Consider the following 15,388-nt stretch of genomic DNA (forward strand, 5'->3'; position numbering starts at 1 on the left):
ACAATGTCCACTATCAATGGTGGACACTATCCCGCACTCTCACACCGCGGCAGAGCGGTTAGACCGGACGGTTACGCCAGTGGTTCGCCAAGCGGAAGAGCATCGCCGCGATCCTCAAGGAGGTGATGACCAACGAACAATCGGTGCTGGTGGACACCGATGCGTCCAACAAGGCGCTCGATGCCGACATGGCCTTGCAGGAACTCGGCGCTGACGTCGCGGGCATGGCCTATGTCACAGCCACTGTCACGGTCTGGGACGCCGATCCCCGGATCGCTGATGAGAAGCTGCGTCTGGTCGAGAAAATCATTCAGGGCCGCGACTTCACGGCCATGCCGGAAACCGTCAATGCCGTCGATGCCTGGCTCGGCTCGATCCCCGGACACGCTTACGCCAATGTCCGGCAGCCACCGATCTCGACGCTCAACCTTGCCCACATGATCCCGCTATCGGCCGTGTGGGCGGGGCCGGAACGGAACGAACACCTCGGAGCGCCCCCCTTGCTATATGGCAAGACCGAAGGTTCGACGCCGTTCCGGCTTTCTCTTCATGTCGGCGACGTGGGCCATACCCTCGTCGTTGGCCCGACCGGCGCGGGCAAGTCCGTGCTGCTGGCGCTGATGGCGCTGCAATTCCGCCGCTATGAACGCAGCCAGATCTTCGCCTTCGATTTCGGGGGCTCGATCCGGGCATCCGCGCTCGCCATGGGTGGCGACTGGCATGATCTCGGCGGCGAGTTGACCGAGGGATCAGAAGTTTCCGTCTCCCTGCAACCATTAGCGAGGATCGATGACGCTTATGAGCGATCATGGGCCGCTGACTGGATCGCCGCCATTCTGATGCGTGAAGGCATGACCATCACGCCGGAAGTGAAGGAGCATATCTGGACGGCGCTGAACTCGCTGGCGTCCGCACCCGTCAGCGAGCGCACCATCACCGGCCTTGCGGTCCTGCTGCAATCCAATGACCTCAAGCAAGCGCTGCGACCCTATTGCATCGGCGGCGCCTATGGCCGGTTGCTCGACGCGGAGGCGGAACATCTCGGCCACGCCGATGTGCAAGCCTTCGAGATCGAAGGACTGGTGGGCACAGGCGCTGCGCCGGCTGTTCTGGCCTATCTGTTTCATCGCATCGGCGACCGGCTCGATGGTCGGCCAACCCTCCTCATCATCGACGAAGGTTGGCTGGCGCTGGATGACGAGGGGTTCGCCAACCAGCTCCGCGAGTGGTTGAAGACGCTCAGGAAGAAGAACGCTTCCGTCATCTTCGCCACGCAGTCGCTCTCGGACATTGACGGGAGCAACATCGCGCCCGCCATCATCGAAAGCTGCCCGACACGGCTGCTTCTGCCGAACGAACGCGCGATCGAGCCACAGATCACTACGATCTATCGGCGCTTCGGTCTCAATGACCGGCAGATCGAGATCCTCGCACGGGCCACGCCCAAGCGGGATTATTACTGCCAGTCGCGGCGCGGCAATCGGTTATTCGAGCTGGGCCTGTCCGAAGTCGGCCTCGCGCTCTGCGCCGCATCATCCAAAACCGATCAGACCCGCATCGCCGATCTTGTCGCCGAGCATGGGCAGGACGGCTTCCTCGCCGCCTGGCTGCGCGATCGCGGCGTCGAATGGGCGGCGGAGCTGATCCCCGATCTCACCAATCTCATCCCCCAGACCGAAAAGGAGTCCTGACTATGACGATCCGTCTTTCCCGTTCGCGGGCCATGCTCATGGCGGCAACCATGCTTGTCGCACCGCTTGCGCTCTCGCCCATGCTGATCAGTCCGGCCCATGCGCAGTTCGGCTTCGGCCGCATTGTCTATGACCCGACCAACTATGCCCAGAACCTGCTCACGGCCGCGCGAACGCTGGAGCAGATCAACAACCAGATCACCTCGCTTCAGAACGAAGCGCAGATGCTCATCAATCAGGCTCGCAATCTTACCAGCCTGCCATATTCCTCGCTCCAGACCTTGCAGCAGAATGTGCAGCGCACGCAGCAGCTTCTGGCCCAGGCTCAGAACATCGCCTTCGACGTGCAGAACGTCGATCAGATGTTCGCCCAAAAATACGGCAACGTCTCGCTGTCGGCCACCGATACCCAGCTTGTCGAAGATGCCCGTTCGCGCTGGCAGAACACAGTTGGCGGTTTGCAGGATGCCATGCGCGTGCAGGCCGGTGTGGTCGGTAATATCGACACCAACCGCGCCGAGATGTCCGCCTTGGTCGGCCAGAGCCAGAACGCCACTGGCGCCTTGCAGGCAACGCAGGCGGGCAATCAGCTTCTCGCCCTCCAGTCGCAGCAGCTTTCCGACCTGATCGCCCTGATGTCGGCCAATGGCCGCTCGGAAGCGCTGATCGAAGCCGAACGCGCCACCGCCGCCGAACAGGGCCGCGTCCAGCGCGAACGCTTCCTGACGCCGGGATCGGGCTACCAGCCTGGCAATGCCCGGATGTTCGGCAACGGCAACAACTGACCGGACAGGAGGGTCGCGACATGGATGGCAAGATGCTGGCACGGCTGGGCGCGATCATATTCGTGGTCATCGCCATCACCGCCACGGTGATCGAAATGACCCGCGAGGATGAACCGGCGCAGAACCGCACGGTGCCATCGCTTCAGCCCTCTGCCGATCCGTTGCGACAGAGCCTGCGCCGTTGCCAGCAGCTAGGCGAGGCCGCTGTGAACGATCCTGGCTGCCTCGCCACCTGGGCCGAGAACCGCGACCGCTTTCTCGGCCGGACGCCGGTGCCCGCCGCCCCGCATCAGAACGGGGGAGAGTGAACCATGGGCGGCACCGGCGTCATCGACTCGTTTCTAGGCGTATTCACCTCCTATATTGACAGCGGCTTCGGTCTGCTTGGCGGGGAAGTCGCCTTCATCGCCACCACGTTGATCGTCATCGACGTGACGCTGGCCGCACTGTTCTGGTCTTGGGGTGCGGATGACGACATCATCGCCCGGCTGGTCAAGAAAACGCTCTTCGTTGGTGTCTTCGCCTATCTGATCGGCAACTGGAACAATCTCGCCCAGATCATCTTCAACAGTTTTGCCGGTCTGGGCCTCAAGGGATCGGGCACCGGCTTTTCCGCCGCCGATCTGCTGCGTCCCGGCAAGGTGGCGCAGACCGGCCTTGATGCTGGTCGCCCGTTGCTCGAATCCATCTCCGACATGATGGGCTACTGGTCGTTCTTCGAGAACTTCATCCAGATCGCCTGTCTGATGTTTGCCTGGGTGTTGGTGCTGCTCGCCTTCTTCATTCTGGCCGTGCAGCTCTTCGTCACGCTGATCGAGTTCAAGCTGACCACGCTGGCCGGTTTTGTGCTGATCCCCTTCGGCCTCTTCGGCAAGACCGCCTTCATGGCTGAGCGCGTTCTGGGCAATGTCGTTTCCTCCGGCATCAAGGTGCTGGTCCTGGCCGTCATCATCGGCATCGGATCGACGCTGTTTTCACAGTTCACGGCAGGCTTCGGCGGTGTGACGCCGACTATCGATGATGCCATGGCGATCGTGCTAGCCGCGCTCTCCCTTCTTGGTCTCGGCATATTCGGTCCCGGTATCGCTTCCGGTCTCGTCTCAGGCGGCCCGCAGCTTGGCGCAGGTGCTGCCGTTGGAACCGGCCTTGCCGCAGGCGGCATGATGCTTGCCGGGGGTGCCGCCGCAGGCATGGCCGCGAAGGGAGGAGCAGCTGCGCTCTCTGGGGGAGCGGCTGCCGTGCGGGGTGGTGCTGCCGCCGCAGGTGCGGCGAGCGCCGCCTATAGTGTCGGTTCGCTTGGCCAGTCCGGCGCTGCCGGTGTTGCCTCGGGTCTGGTTGGTGTTGCCCGTGCCGCAGGCTCCGCCGCCGCATCGCCCCTGAAACGTGCTGCCTCGAAGGCATCTGAAAGCGTCAAGTCCAGCTTTTCCGATGGAGCGCGTGCCGGCTTCGGCGTCACTGGCGGCTCTTCCACGGCTGGAGCCGTCGGAGGCGCCAGCGAGGCCGCCAGCGCTGCCCCATCGCCCTCCGCGCAGGCTGGCGGCTCTCCGGCATGGGCAAAGCAGATGCACCGCAAGCAGACACTCAGTCACGGCACGTCGATGGCCGCCCATGCCGTGCGCTCCGGCGACAGCCATGGCGGCGGCACCTCCATCAATCTTTCTGAAAGTGACCGCTCATGAACATCTTCAAACGTCCATCGGACCATTACGGCAAATCGCCCGAACCCGAGACGCCTTACCAGAAGGCTGCTCAAGCGTGGGATGAACGCATCGGCTCGGCTCGCGTACAGGCAAAGAACTGGCGCATCATGGCCTTTGGTTCGCTGATCCTCTCAGCCGGTTTCGCCTCTGCCCTTGTCTGGCAATCGGCGCGTGGGACTGTGGTGCCCTGGGTAGTGCAGGTCGATAATCTCGGCCAGTCGCAGGCCGTTGCGCCCGCCGTGGCTGAATACCGTCCGACCGATCCCCAGATTGCGTTTCATCTCGGCCGCTTCATCGAGCAGACACGCTCTATCCCGTCCGACGCCATCATCGTGCGGCAGAACTGGCTCCGCGCCTACGAGTTCACCACGGATCGAGGTGCGGCAACACTCAATGATTACGCCCGCGCCAATGATCCGTTCACCAAGGTCGGCAGGCAGCAGATTGCGGTTGAAGTGTCGTCGGTGATCCGCGCCTCGAATCACAGCTTCCGTGTCGCCTGGACGGAGCGTCATTATGAGAACGGCCAGCTCTCCACGACCGAACGCTGGACCGCGATCCTGACCATCGTGATTCAGACCCCGCGCGACGCGGATCGCCTGCGCGCCAATCCGCTCGGCATCTACGTCAACGCAATCTCATGGTCGCGGGAGATGAGCCAATGACCCGCACGATGATCCGTAAAGCCGCGTTCCCGGCTTTCCGTAAACCCGCTTTGGCTGCTTTGTTGCTGTCCGCCACCATGCTCGCCGGCTGCGCAACCAACCGCACCCCGCAGTTCAGCTATGATGCCGATGTGCCAGCGCTTCCCGTCGTGCCGGCAGCCGTTGCCGATGACCGGCCCCGGCCTTTGCACACGCCGCCGGCATGGACTGTGGCGCGCGGCGGGACCGTTGCCACGACGCCGACTGGCCGCGTCGAGAACGCCAATGCCGCCGCCCGGGTCGAGCCGCGGCGTGAGGGCTACTATAATGCCATCCAGATCTACCCCTGGTCGGAAGGGGCGCTGTTTCAGGTCTATACCGCACCGGGGCAGATCACGACAATCGCGCTGGAGCCGGGCGAAAGCCTGACCGGCGCGGGACCGATTGCGGCAGGCGACACCGCCCGCTGGATCATTGGCGATACCGAAAGCGGATCGGGTACAAGCCGCCGCGTCCATATCTTCGTCAAACCGACCCGTGAGGATATTTCCACCAATCTTGTCATCAGCACGGATCGCCGTGTCTATCTCATTGAGCTTCGCGCCCGCGCGGCGCTCTATATGCCCGCTGTGGCCTGGGCCTATCCCGCGCTACCTGCTGGTCAGCGTGTAGCCGTTCCCGCCGCGCCCATCATCCCTGTCGAGACGGCCCGTAACTATCGTTACGGACTGACTGGAGACACGCCACCGTGGCGGCCCATCTCCGTCTTCGACGATGGCCGCCGTGTCTATGTCGTCTTCCCGCGCGGCATCGTGCAGGGCGAGATGCCGCCAATCTTCGTCATCGGTTCCGAGGGTGAAACGCAGATCGTCAACAGCCGCATCCACCAGAACATCCTGATCGTGGATCGCCTGTTCGGTGTTGCCGAACTGCGCCTTGGCAGCGGTGATCGCCAGCAGACCGTCAGGATCGTCCGCGTCGAACAAAGGCAGGCGGCCCAGCCCGCAAAGACCGGGGAGACTCCGTCATGAGCGAAGAGACGACCACCAACGCGCCTCCTATGCGCCTGCGCGCCGAGCCGCCGCGTGTCACCCGCCTGTCGCGCAAGATGCTGGCTGGTGTTGGCGCCGTCGCGCTCCTCGGCATTGGTGGCGCACTGATCTATGCGCTCCAGACCCGCGACATGAGCGGCAGCGGCGAAGAACTCTATTCAACCGAGAACCGCCCCACAGCGGACGGGCTGGCCGGTCTGCCACGTGATTATACCGGCCCCGTCCTGGGACCAGCTTTGCCGGGCGACCTCGGCGGCCCAATCCTCGACGTCCAGAACAGGGGGCAACCCGTTACGCCGCCCGCTATGGCAACACCAACCCGCGATCTCGCCGAGGAGCGCCGTCTTGCCGAGGAAGAAGCGGCACGTCTTAGCACCGTGTTCTTCCAGTCGGGGCAGCGATCAGCAACGATACCTGGCTCCAATATGCCGGGCCTCGCTGGCCTTGACCTTGGCGGTCAGCCCGCCACGCAGGACCGGCACACGGCATTTCTGAATGGTCCGGTGGATCGCCAGACCGTTGCCATGGATCGGATCATGGCGCCAGCCTCGCCTTATATCCTTCAGGCTGGGGCCGTAATCCCGGCTGCTATGATTACCGGCATCCGTTCCGATCTGCCTGGCCAGATCACCGCGCAGGTCACGGAAAATGTCTATGACAGCCCGACCGGCTCGCTTCTGCTTATCCCGCAGGGCACGCGCATCATCGGCCAATATGATGCCGGCGTGCAGTTCGGCCAGCGCCGCGTGCTGCTCGTCTGGAATCGCCTGATCCTGCCCAATGGCCGCTCCATCGTTCTGGAGCGCCAGCCCGGTGCTGACGCTTCCGGCTATGCCGGTCTGGAGGATGGCGTCGATTACCACTGGTGGGATCTGATGAAGGCGGCGGGCCTGTCCACTCTGCTCGGCATCGGCACGGAACTGGCGACCGACGACGAGGATCGCCTGATCCGCGCCATCCGCGACGGGGCGCAGGACACTATCAATCAGGCCGGACAGCAGATCGTCCAGCGCCAGTTGCAGGTCGCGCCAACGTTGACCATCCGGCCGGGCTATCCGGTCAGGGTCATCGTCACCCGAGATCTCATACTCGAACCTTACAGGAACTGACCATGACGAAGCTGAAACTCGGACCGCTTGTTGAGGACAAACCCGTCAAAGTGACGGTGGAACTGTCGGGCGCGCTCCACCGTGATCTTATCGCGTATGCCGAGGTGCTGGCCCGCGAAAGCGGCCAGACCGCAGCCGATCCCGTCCGGCTCATCGTGCCGATGCTGGAGCGTTTCATCGCCACAGATCGGGGGTTCGCAAAGGCGCGTCGTCTGGGGAGCTAATTCGCTGCGATGCCGCGCAAGGCACCATTTGCATGTGCTTCTCTGAGCGAGGTCATATAAACGAAGAATTCACATGCGGCAGATGTGCTGTTTTGTTTACCTAAGTAGGGCTGGGGGCTGAGGGTTCTTGGGGATAAACGTTTACGCCAATAAGACGGTGATTATCGATCACTCCCATCAGGAACTCGTGGATACCTCCACCGAAGGAAATCCGACAGAGGGCGCGATAGACGGGCTACGGCTTCAATATGTCTTCCGCCGCAAGACTAAGAAGGGGCATGACCGTGATGGAAATCCGCTAGTCTATGCTCTCAAGGAGATGAACGGCTACCGTATGCAGCCAATGTACCATCAGATGCTCTACAAGCGCGCCGATGAGATCCTGACAGCATTCGTCGGCGATTTGGACGTAGATGTCCTTGTCGATGTTCCGTCGAGTAAGCCCTTGTGTCGTTCGTTTGCGAAGCAAGTGTCGAAGGCGTCGGGATTGCCGCTCGTAGAATCGAGCTTTCTACGCAAGCGGATGGTCGGTGAGGTTCTGGACGCTATCGATGCCGGCTTTCCGCAGTTCGCGAAAGATCGTGATGAAAGAGCCTTCAAAGCTGCACTCGGCCAACTGAGAAGGGCAAAGCGGGACACGGATTTCCAGATGAAGGAAGTCGCCAAACCGATGCGGCGTTTCTTTCAGCCGTTTACCATAAGCGGAGAAGTGCCCGTCCTGGAAGGGCAGCGGATTGCGCTGATCGACGACCTTGTGTCGTCGGGAACATCTATTATCTCTGTGGCGGAATGTCTGCGAGAGCAGGGTGCGATCGTCGAGCGTGGGGTGTGTCTGTTGAGCGACCTGAACGCGGTCCGCGCTTCCTGATGATTGACATTTGAGGCTTGTTACGCTATCTCTCCACCCATCAAGACAGACCGTGCCTATGCCTCACGGTCTCAAAACATCAAGCACGGCAACGTGCAGGTCCGAGCGGCGCCCGAGGTGGCCATCCTGTAAGGGGAAAAAGCCTCACGATCAGGTATCGGCTGGTCAGGTTCAGGAAGCCGTCACGCTGCGAAGTGTGACGGCTTTTCCTTTCTGGTCGATGTGTGCCGATGTTCATGGTCATCCCTGAACTTCTTTTACGAAGCCGCGCGGAGTAACCACACGGCCTTGTCCGCTCCACTACACCCAGATTAGACGGCAATTTGGAGCGAATGTCGGTATCGGTAGTTGCGTGCCCCCGCAACCACCTGAACCGAACCAACACACAACGACTTGCCAGCCTCAGGCTGCGCAAGCCCCACCAGCGCCGTGATCGCGCCGTCCAGCGTGATCCGCACGTGGCCCTCCCGCTCCTCGATCGTCGCTGACCGGATCAGCCCGCGGATTGCCTCGATCGCCATCGGGCGGATCTCCGGGTCCGCCAGCGTCTTGCCAAGCTCCTCGACCTTGCGCCGGTAAATGGCGCTCAGATTGGGGTGCAAGCGCACCGGAGCCGGTGGGGGCGCCGCCAGTTGCTCGTCCAGCGTCGCACGCCTGCCTTCCAGCTCTTCGAGCTTCTCCTTCAACCCGGACGTCCTCAGGCCATCGGCAATCGCGTCGTAGAGCCCGTCCAGCCGGCGGACGATCTGCGTGCGCTCCTGCTCGAGCCGCGCCCGGGACGCGGCCGCTGAGGCCCGACCGGCATTCACGGCTGTGCTGTACTCTGCGATGAACTGCGCGACGGCGTCGGGTTGCATCAGGCGTTCGCGGAGCAGGGTCAGGACGGTCTCCTCGAGCTCGCTCCGACGGTAGCCTCTGCCCTGATCGCAGGTCCCGAGCTTGCGCGCGGCGGAACAGGCCAGGTAATCCTTGCCCACCGCCGCGAAGCCGCCGCCGCAGGATCCGCAGCGCAGCAGCCCGGTCAGGAGATGGACCTGGCGCTTCCTGTCCCAGAACCGGCTGGCCCTGATCGCCTGCACCCGCGGCGTGTCGTCGATCTCGCCCTGCCGCCGCTTCACCCGATCCCAGAGTCCATCGTCGACGATGCGCAGGTCGGGCACATCGGTGGTGATCCATTCCTCGCGAGGGTTCTGCCGCGACACCCGTCGTCCGGTCTCGGGATCCTTCACGTAGCGCATGCGGTTCCAGACCAGCCGCCCGATATAGAGCTCGTTGTTGAGGAACCCGGTGCCCCGGGCGCGGTGCCCGCGGATGGCGGTGTCGCGCCACGCGATGCCACGTGGACCGGGGATGCATTCGGCGTTCAGCCGCCGCGCGATCATCTTTGGTGAGAGTCCATCGGCGAACTCGTGAAAGATACGCCGGATGATTGCAGCCTGGTCGGGGTTGATGACCCGTTCGCCGGTCACGACCTCTCCATGTGAATCAAGACGGCGGACGACATCGTAGCCGTAGCTGTTGCCTCCCCCGGAGCGGCCGGCCTCGACCCGGCCGCGCAGACCGCGCCGCGTCTTGGCCGCAAGGTCCTTCAGGAACAGCTGGTTCATCGTTCCCTTGAGGCCGACATGCAGTTCGGTGATCTCGCCTTCGGCAAGCGTGACGATCTGCACCCCGTGAAAGCTCAGCTTCTTGAAGAGCGTGGCCGTATCAGCCTGGTCCCGGCTCAGCCGGTCGAGGGCTTCGGCGAGGACCCGGTCGACCTCGCCCCGCGCCGCGCGCTCGAGGAGCGCCTGCAGGCCCGGGCGCAGCATCGTGGCGCCCGAGATTGCCATGTCGGAAAACACCTCGCCGACTGTCCACCCTTCTCGCTCCGCCCGTTCCTGACAGAGTCGCACCTGATCCTCGATCGAGGCCTGGCGCTGCATCTGCGTGGAGTAGCGGGCGTAGATCGCCGTCCTGTTCATCTGCGGCCCCCCTTCAGCGTCTCGATCAGACTAGCATGGTTCCGGCCGGCATCGATGGTCTGCGCGTGGTTGTAGTGGCGCTCCGCCGTCCGAAACCCGGAATGGCCGAGGACCGAGCGGATGAGCCTGGCGCTGTCGGGTGACGTCCGGGCCAGGGTTGTCGCGGCCGCATCGCGGAAGAAATGCGGCGGGATCGCGGTGCCGATCCGCGCCTGCGTGACTGTTCTGATGCGGTGTGCAACCCCTCCCTGGGTGAGAGGCTGGCCTTGCTTTCCCACCCAGAAAGCGTCGTGCTGTTGTCCCCCGCGTGCGAGCAGCCATGGGCGGACCTGCTCCGCATAGGCGCGCAGCAGCGCGTCGACCGGAGCGCCGACCGCGCTTTCCCAGACACTGCCCGTCTTGGTCAGTGCTTCGTCAAGCGCGATGATCACCGCATCGGCGCTGAAGATGATCGATCGGTCCAGCCGCAACCCTGCGAGGCTGCGCGCCCGGATCGGCATGATCGCGAGCAGGGCCACGATCGTGCCATCGCGTCGCCGCTTCATGCGCTCGAGCTCCGTTGTCCCGGCGTCGGCGTAAGTGCCGGCATGCGTCAGGCCGGCGGAGAGAAGCTGCTCGCTGGCGAGGATCCGCCCCGACTTGCGGGACGGGTCGCCACGACCGGCCTCATGCTTGAGCCAGGCGCACAAGCGGTACTGCCCGGACCAGTCCTGCTCGGGCGCGTGCGCACTCACCACGCGGAGGAGGGCCTGGACATAGGACAGGCGGGTCATGGGCCGGGTGTGAGCGAGATCGTCGAGCCATGCCGTCAGGCGGGCCACGGTGGGGCGTGCCTCCGGCGCGGCCTGGAGCGCCTCGGGATCGGCTATCTGCAGCCAGCGAAGCCAGTGCCGGTAGTGCGTTCGCAACGACAGGAGCGTGGTCGTCCGGACATGCGCCAGTCCGCCGCGCTCGTCGAGAGGACCACCCTGGCTGACGAGGCGTGCCCACATGGCCGCGGCTCTCTCACCATAGTGTGGCGTGACACAAGAGCGGCCGGTAATCTGCGAATGGATAACTTGGGCGAACCGGCAAAGATGATTGTTGACGCGGATGGTGTGCTGCTCGTGAAACGAAAGTAGTCCCGTGGACACTCGCCCACTGCTTTTTGACATCGCTGGAAATCCAAGGCACTGAGCCTGAGAGGCTCCCCCGCACCCGCGGGGATAGACCCGACACCAACAAGGTACTCCAGTTCCGCCTGTTGGCTCCCCCGCACCCGCGGGGATAGACCCTGGGAAAGCCCCACCAGCGCGGCACTGACCGCGGCTCCCCCGCACCCGCGGGGATAGACCCCGAAGCTTGCGCTTGGGTGGCGGTTCCGTGGGGGCTCCCCCGCACCCGCGGGGATAGACCCCCGCCTTTGAGGACTGAATGACATGAAGTACCGGCTCCCCCGCACCCGCGGGGATAGACCCTGGGTGTAGGTGCTCAACGGCAGCACGTTGCGGGCTCCCCCGCACCCGCGGGGATAGACCCACCGACCCGGCGAACTGGACGCCGGTGCCCCGGGCTCCCCCGCACCCGCGGGGATAGACCCTGCGCCTCGGCCGCGGCCTTGAGCGCCTGGCCGGCTCCCCCGCACCCGCGGGGATAGACCCGCTCCATCCATCCAGCAATTCGACGCGCCGCAGGCTCCCCCGCACCCGCGGGGATAGACCCCCCACGAAGCGATGCGCGCCGGCGACCTGCTGGGGCTCCCCCGCACCCGCGGGGATAGACCCCGCGCGCCCCGGCGGCAAACTCTGCCCCGCGGGGCTCCCCCGCACCCGCGGGGATAGACCCAGCACCTTGCGCTTGCGGATCTGATGGAGGCCGGCTCCCCCGCACCCGCGGGGATAGACCCAGCTACCACCTGAAAGGACTCGCCGTGGATCTGGCTCCCCCGCACCCGCGGGGATAGACCCGATACCAAGACGGCATCGCAAGAATGGCGGCTGGCTCCCCCGCACCCGCGGGGATAGACCCGTCGCGACGTCGGTTGCGAACGCCTGGCTTACGGCTCCCCCGCACCCGCGGGGATAGACCCTTGCAGGTCAGCTTGTAGACCGCCTCGGGATCGGCTCCCCCGCACCCGCGGGGATAGACCCACCGCGGCCCAGTAATGCGCCGTCGCCTGCGCGGCTCCCCCGCACCCGCGGGGATAGACCCGACGAGAACCGCCCGACCCGCCCGGGCGGCAAGGCTCCCCCGCTCCCGCGGGGATAGACCCCGGGCAGGATCGAGCGTGTCAGCCCCTCAGCGGGCTCCCCCGCACCCGTGGGCATAGACCCTGATCCTGTTCCGTGGGGATGCCGGCAACATCGGCTCCCCCGCAGCCGTTCGCACGTAACGCGCGGCACTAACCGCGTGCGATGTGGCGGGCGATCCGTTGCGCATCCTCGCCGCTGCTGCGGAACTGCCCGGAAGGGCGGGTTGCGTACCCACAGAAGTAGAGGCCGGGCATTAGCCCCGGCGCGCCATGCGCGCGTGGCAATCCGTTCGGCGCCAGGACGTGCAGGGCCGACGGGAGCAGATCCGCAAGCCCGCTCCGAAACCCGGTCGCCAGAACGAGATGATCGAACTCGGCCCGGGTGCCATCCTCGAAAAACATCTCGTCGCCAACGGATCGTTCGACCCCGGGCCGAACCCGGATCGAGCCGTCACGGATCCGAGCCATTACCCCGTGGTCGAGGACCGGGACACGCCCTGTCTCGATGATCTGAGTGGCCGGCCCGATCGCGGCGCGGCGCAATCCTAGCCGGCTGATGTCTCCGATGGTCAGCCGCAGGACCGGTCCGGTGATCCTGTCGGCTACCCGGGCGCCCAGTATTTTCTGCAGGAGCTGCAGCTTGACCGTCGGTAGGCCGAGGAGGTCCCGTGGCACGATGTTGACCGGCGACCGAACTGCCAGTTCGACCTGGCGCCCCGCTTCGCAGAGCTCGAGCGCGATGTCTGCCCCCGAGTTGCCAAACCCGATGACGAGGACACGGCCGTCGAGATCCCCTGGGTTCCGGTACTCGGAGGAATGGAGCACCGCGCCGGGGAAGTCCTCCAGACCGGACCAATGAGGCGTATTCGGGCGGGCGTTCTGCCCCGCGGCGACAATGACCGCGTCGGCTCGCTCAATTCCGTCGCCGGTGACCACTCGCCAGCCCACTCCCTCAGGCGCGACCTCCCGGACGTCGACGCCGAACCGCGGCTGGATATCGAAGGAGGCGGCATAGTCCTCGAGATAGGCAGCGACCTCGTCGCGGCGCAAATAGGTTGGCCAGTCCCGCGGGATCGACCGGAACGGCAGGCTCGAGTGCGACCGTGGGGTATGGAGGTGCAGGCCGTCGTAACGGCGCCGCCAGCTTTCACCGATACCGGAGTTGCGATCCAGAACGTCAGCGGCGATCCCGTGGCGGGACAGGGCGGCTGCAGCCGCCAACCCCGCCGCACCTGCCCCGATCACGACCACCCGCACCGCGCACCTCGCTGAGGGAGAATACGGCCGACGCGATCGGGCGTAAAGCTGCCGGCGGATTCCCCTCGCCCTTGCTCCGGCGAGGTTCCGTCTCACTTCGCTAACAACACGAGGAGTTCCTGCTGTCGTCATGCCCGTCGGGAGCGGAAGGAACGAGGCTTCGCCACTTCACTTACAGCGGAGCTTCGCCTACCGTTCCGCCTCTGGGATCCGACAGCGAGGCTAAGTGAACACATGAGCAAACGAGCCGTCGTCGTCGTCGACCTGCAGAACGATTACTTTCCCACGGGGAAATACGCACTTGTCGGCATCGAGAGCGCCGCCGCCAACGCCGCGAAGGTGATCGAGGCCGCCCGCGAGAAGGGTGACCGAGTCATCCATGTCCAGCACATCTTTGCCAGCGAAGATGCGCCGTTCTTCACGCCGGGCTCGGCCGGCTCTGAGATCAACCCAGTGGTCGCGCCTCGGGACGGCGAAACCCTGGTGGTCAAGAACGCCCCGAATGCGTTTCTGAATACCGAGCTGAAAGACATACTGGACTCCGACGGCATCCAGGACGTGGTGGTGGTCGGTGCCATGAGCCACATGTGCATCGACGCGACCGTTCGCGCCGCCAGCGACCACGGCTACAAGACCACCGTGGTGCAGGACGCCTGTGCGACACGCGATCTGGAATATGGCGGGGTGAGTGTGCCCGCGGCCTCTGTCCATGCCGCGATGATGGCGGCGCTCGGCTTTGCCTATGCGACCATCACCGACACCGAGGACTTCGTGAAGCCGTAGCGCTTGTTTCGGGAGAGGGCGGTCTCCTGGGCGTTGCTTCTGCTGTACGGCAGGATTCTGACACTGTTCACCGCGACGGGACCGTGCGCAGCCCAGAGCTGCCGGGTCCCGCGAGGGCAGCAGATCAGCGGAGAAGAAGTACGTCTCCGATCGTGCTGACACGGCTGCTGCCGCGGATCACGCCACCTGCCCGACGCTTCACTGCATCGCCTCTTGGACAGGCGAGTATCTCCGATAACAGGTCAGGTTAATCGGGCCGAGCGGCTTTGAATTGACCCGGCGCCTCTCTTGGGCGACGCAGGGCGCAGTTCCGACCTTATCCACATCACGCACGCGCAGGACATCTCATGGCCGATCTTCTGAAGACAATGGTCGGCGCGGCACGGCGGGCCCGAAAGCGGCCCTTGTCCGTCGTCCTGGCGCTTCCGGGTCTGCTGGTGCCATCAACCCCCAAACCCAAGCGCAAGCGCCGCGCGGCAGCGTCGCCACAAAGAAAACCGAAGAGAGCCACTGTGCCGCCGCGGCCGGCGCCGGGCACGTTTCTGGCCGACAGCTTCACCTGTCCGCACGGCACGCTCGACTACCGGTTCTATACGCCGAAAGGTTCGGCACGCCGGCGCATGCCGCTGGTCGTCATGCTGCACGGGTGCTCCCAGTCCGCACCCGACTTTGCGGCGGGCACCGACATGAACAGGCTGGCGGACGAACTGGGTGTCCTGGTGCTCTATCCGCAGCAGTCGCCCAAGGCGAATGTCGGGCGATGCTGGAACTGGCATGATCCGAAAAACCAGGCGCGGGGCAGGGGCGAGCCCGCCGTCGTTGCGGAATTGACCCGTCACGCGATTTCCCTCGGCCGTGCCAATCCCGCGCGCGTCTACATCGCGGGGATCTCGGCCGGGGGGACCGCAGCGGCCATCATCGGCGCCGCCTATCCCGATGTGTTTGCAGCGGTGGGCGTTCACTCCGGGCTGGTGCTCGGAAATGTCCGCTCGTTGCGTTCGGCAGTGTCAGCCATGCGGGGGCGACAGGGGCCGCAGCCGACCGGCAAGCTGACGCCACAGCTGCCAACGATCGTCTTTCA

Annotated in this window: 14 protein-coding genes and 1 CRISPR repeat array; of the genes, 11 read left to right on the plus strand and 3 right to left on the minus strand. The window is 64.6% G+C overall.

Translation table 11 applies throughout. The features are described 5' to 3' along the window. Positions 1-122: 122 nt before the first annotated feature. The 9 genes from Q0938_RS18085 (at position 123) to Q0938_RS18125 (ending at position 8,073) form a co-directional block, all read left to right on the plus strand. Positions 123-1,691, plus strand: a complete 1,569-nt coding sequence (locus Q0938_RS18085) for a hypothetical protein (protein WP_299365333.1) — start codon at positions 123-125, stop codon at positions 1,689-1,691. 2 nt (positions 1,692-1,693) lie between these two features. Next, positions 1,694-2,476, plus strand: a complete 783-nt coding sequence (gene trbJ, locus Q0938_RS18090) for a P-type conjugative transfer protein TrbJ (RefSeq protein WP_299365335.1) — start codon at positions 1,694-1,696, stop codon at positions 2,474-2,476. 20 nt (positions 2,477-2,496) lie between these two features. Beyond that, entirely contained in the window at positions 2,497-2,784 is a 288-nt protein-coding gene (gene trbK-alt, locus Q0938_RS18095; protein ID WP_299365337.1) for a putative entry exclusion protein TrbK-alt, read from the plus strand. A 3-nt stretch (positions 2,785-2,787) separates the two neighbouring features. Next, positions 2,788-4,155: a P-type conjugative transfer protein TrbL gene (trbL, locus tag Q0938_RS18100; protein ID WP_299365339.1), complete on the plus strand. Its 1,368-nt coding sequence runs from the start codon at positions 2,788-2,790 to the stop codon at positions 4,153-4,155. Beyond that, entirely contained in the window at positions 4,152-4,841 is a 690-nt protein-coding gene (trbF, locus tag Q0938_RS18105) for a conjugal transfer protein TrbF (protein WP_299365341.1), read from the plus strand. Before trbL ends, trbF begins: the two co-directional genes overlap by 4 nt. Then, positions 4,838-5,851 carry a P-type conjugative transfer protein TrbG gene (trbG, locus tag Q0938_RS18110; RefSeq protein ID WP_299365343.1) on the plus strand — a complete coding sequence of 338 codons (1,014 nt, stop codon included), beginning with the start codon at positions 4,838-4,840 and terminating at the stop codon, positions 5,849-5,851. Before trbF ends, trbG begins: the two co-directional genes overlap by 4 nt. Further along, complete coding sequence (locus tag Q0938_RS18115) at positions 5,848-6,981, plus strand: TrbI/VirB10 family protein (protein ID WP_299365345.1); 1,134 nt, start codon at positions 5,848-5,850, stop codon at positions 6,979-6,981. Before trbG ends, Q0938_RS18115 begins: the two co-directional genes overlap by 4 nt. A gap of 2 nt (positions 6,982-6,983) precedes the next feature. Further along, positions 6,984-7,205 carry a DUF2274 domain-containing protein gene (locus Q0938_RS18120; protein ID WP_299365347.1) on the plus strand — a complete coding sequence of 74 codons (222 nt, stop codon included), beginning with the start codon at positions 6,984-6,986 and terminating at the stop codon, positions 7,203-7,205. 187 nt (positions 7,206-7,392) lie between these two features. Beyond that, entirely contained in the window at positions 7,393-8,073 is a 681-nt protein-coding gene (locus Q0938_RS18125; protein WP_299365348.1) for a hypothetical protein, read from the plus strand. 311 nt (positions 8,074-8,384) lie between these two features. Here Q0938_RS18125 and Q0938_RS18130 read toward each other — a convergent pair whose 3' ends face one another. The 3 genes from Q0938_RS18130 to Q0938_RS18140 form a co-directional block, all read right to left on the minus strand. Then, positions 8,385-10,037 carry a recombinase family protein gene (locus Q0938_RS18130; protein ID WP_299365349.1) on the minus strand — a complete coding sequence of 551 codons (1,653 nt, stop codon included), beginning with the start codon at positions 10,035-10,037 and terminating at the stop codon, positions 8,385-8,387. Further along, positions 10,034-11,029, minus strand: a complete 996-nt coding sequence (locus Q0938_RS18135) for a tyrosine-type recombinase/integrase (protein ID WP_299365351.1) — start codon at positions 11,027-11,029, stop codon at positions 10,034-10,036. The genes Q0938_RS18130 and Q0938_RS18135 overlap by 4 nt, the downstream gene beginning before the upstream one ends. Positions 11,030-11,221: 192 nt before the next feature. After that, positions 11,222-12,410: a CRISPR direct-repeat array (repeat unit 29 nt; unit sequence GGCTCCCCCGCACCCGCGGGGATAGACCC). Positions 12,411-12,417: 7 nt separating this feature from the next. Continuing rightward, positions 12,418-13,524, minus strand: a complete 1,107-nt coding sequence (locus Q0938_RS18140) for an NAD(P)/FAD-dependent oxidoreductase (protein ID WP_299365353.1) — start codon at positions 13,522-13,524, stop codon at positions 12,418-12,420. 234 nt (positions 13,525-13,758) lie between these two features. On the opposite strand from Q0938_RS18140, the gene Q0938_RS18145 reads away from it, so the two are divergent. Continuing rightward, positions 13,759-14,307: a cysteine hydrolase family protein gene (locus Q0938_RS18145; protein ID WP_299365355.1), complete on the plus strand. Its 549-nt coding sequence runs from the start codon at positions 13,759-13,761 to the stop codon at positions 14,305-14,307. Positions 14,308-14,654: 347 nt separating this feature from the next. Next, positions 14,655-15,388, plus strand: a 734-nt coding sequence (locus tag Q0938_RS18150; RefSeq protein WP_299365357.1) for a PHB depolymerase family esterase, incomplete at its 3' end; no start/stop codon positions are given.

The organism is uncultured Paracoccus sp. (assembly GCF_947496875.1).
In the GTDB taxonomy this organism is placed as follows: Bacteria; Pseudomonadota; Alphaproteobacteria; order Rhodobacterales; family Rhodobacteraceae; genus Paracoccus.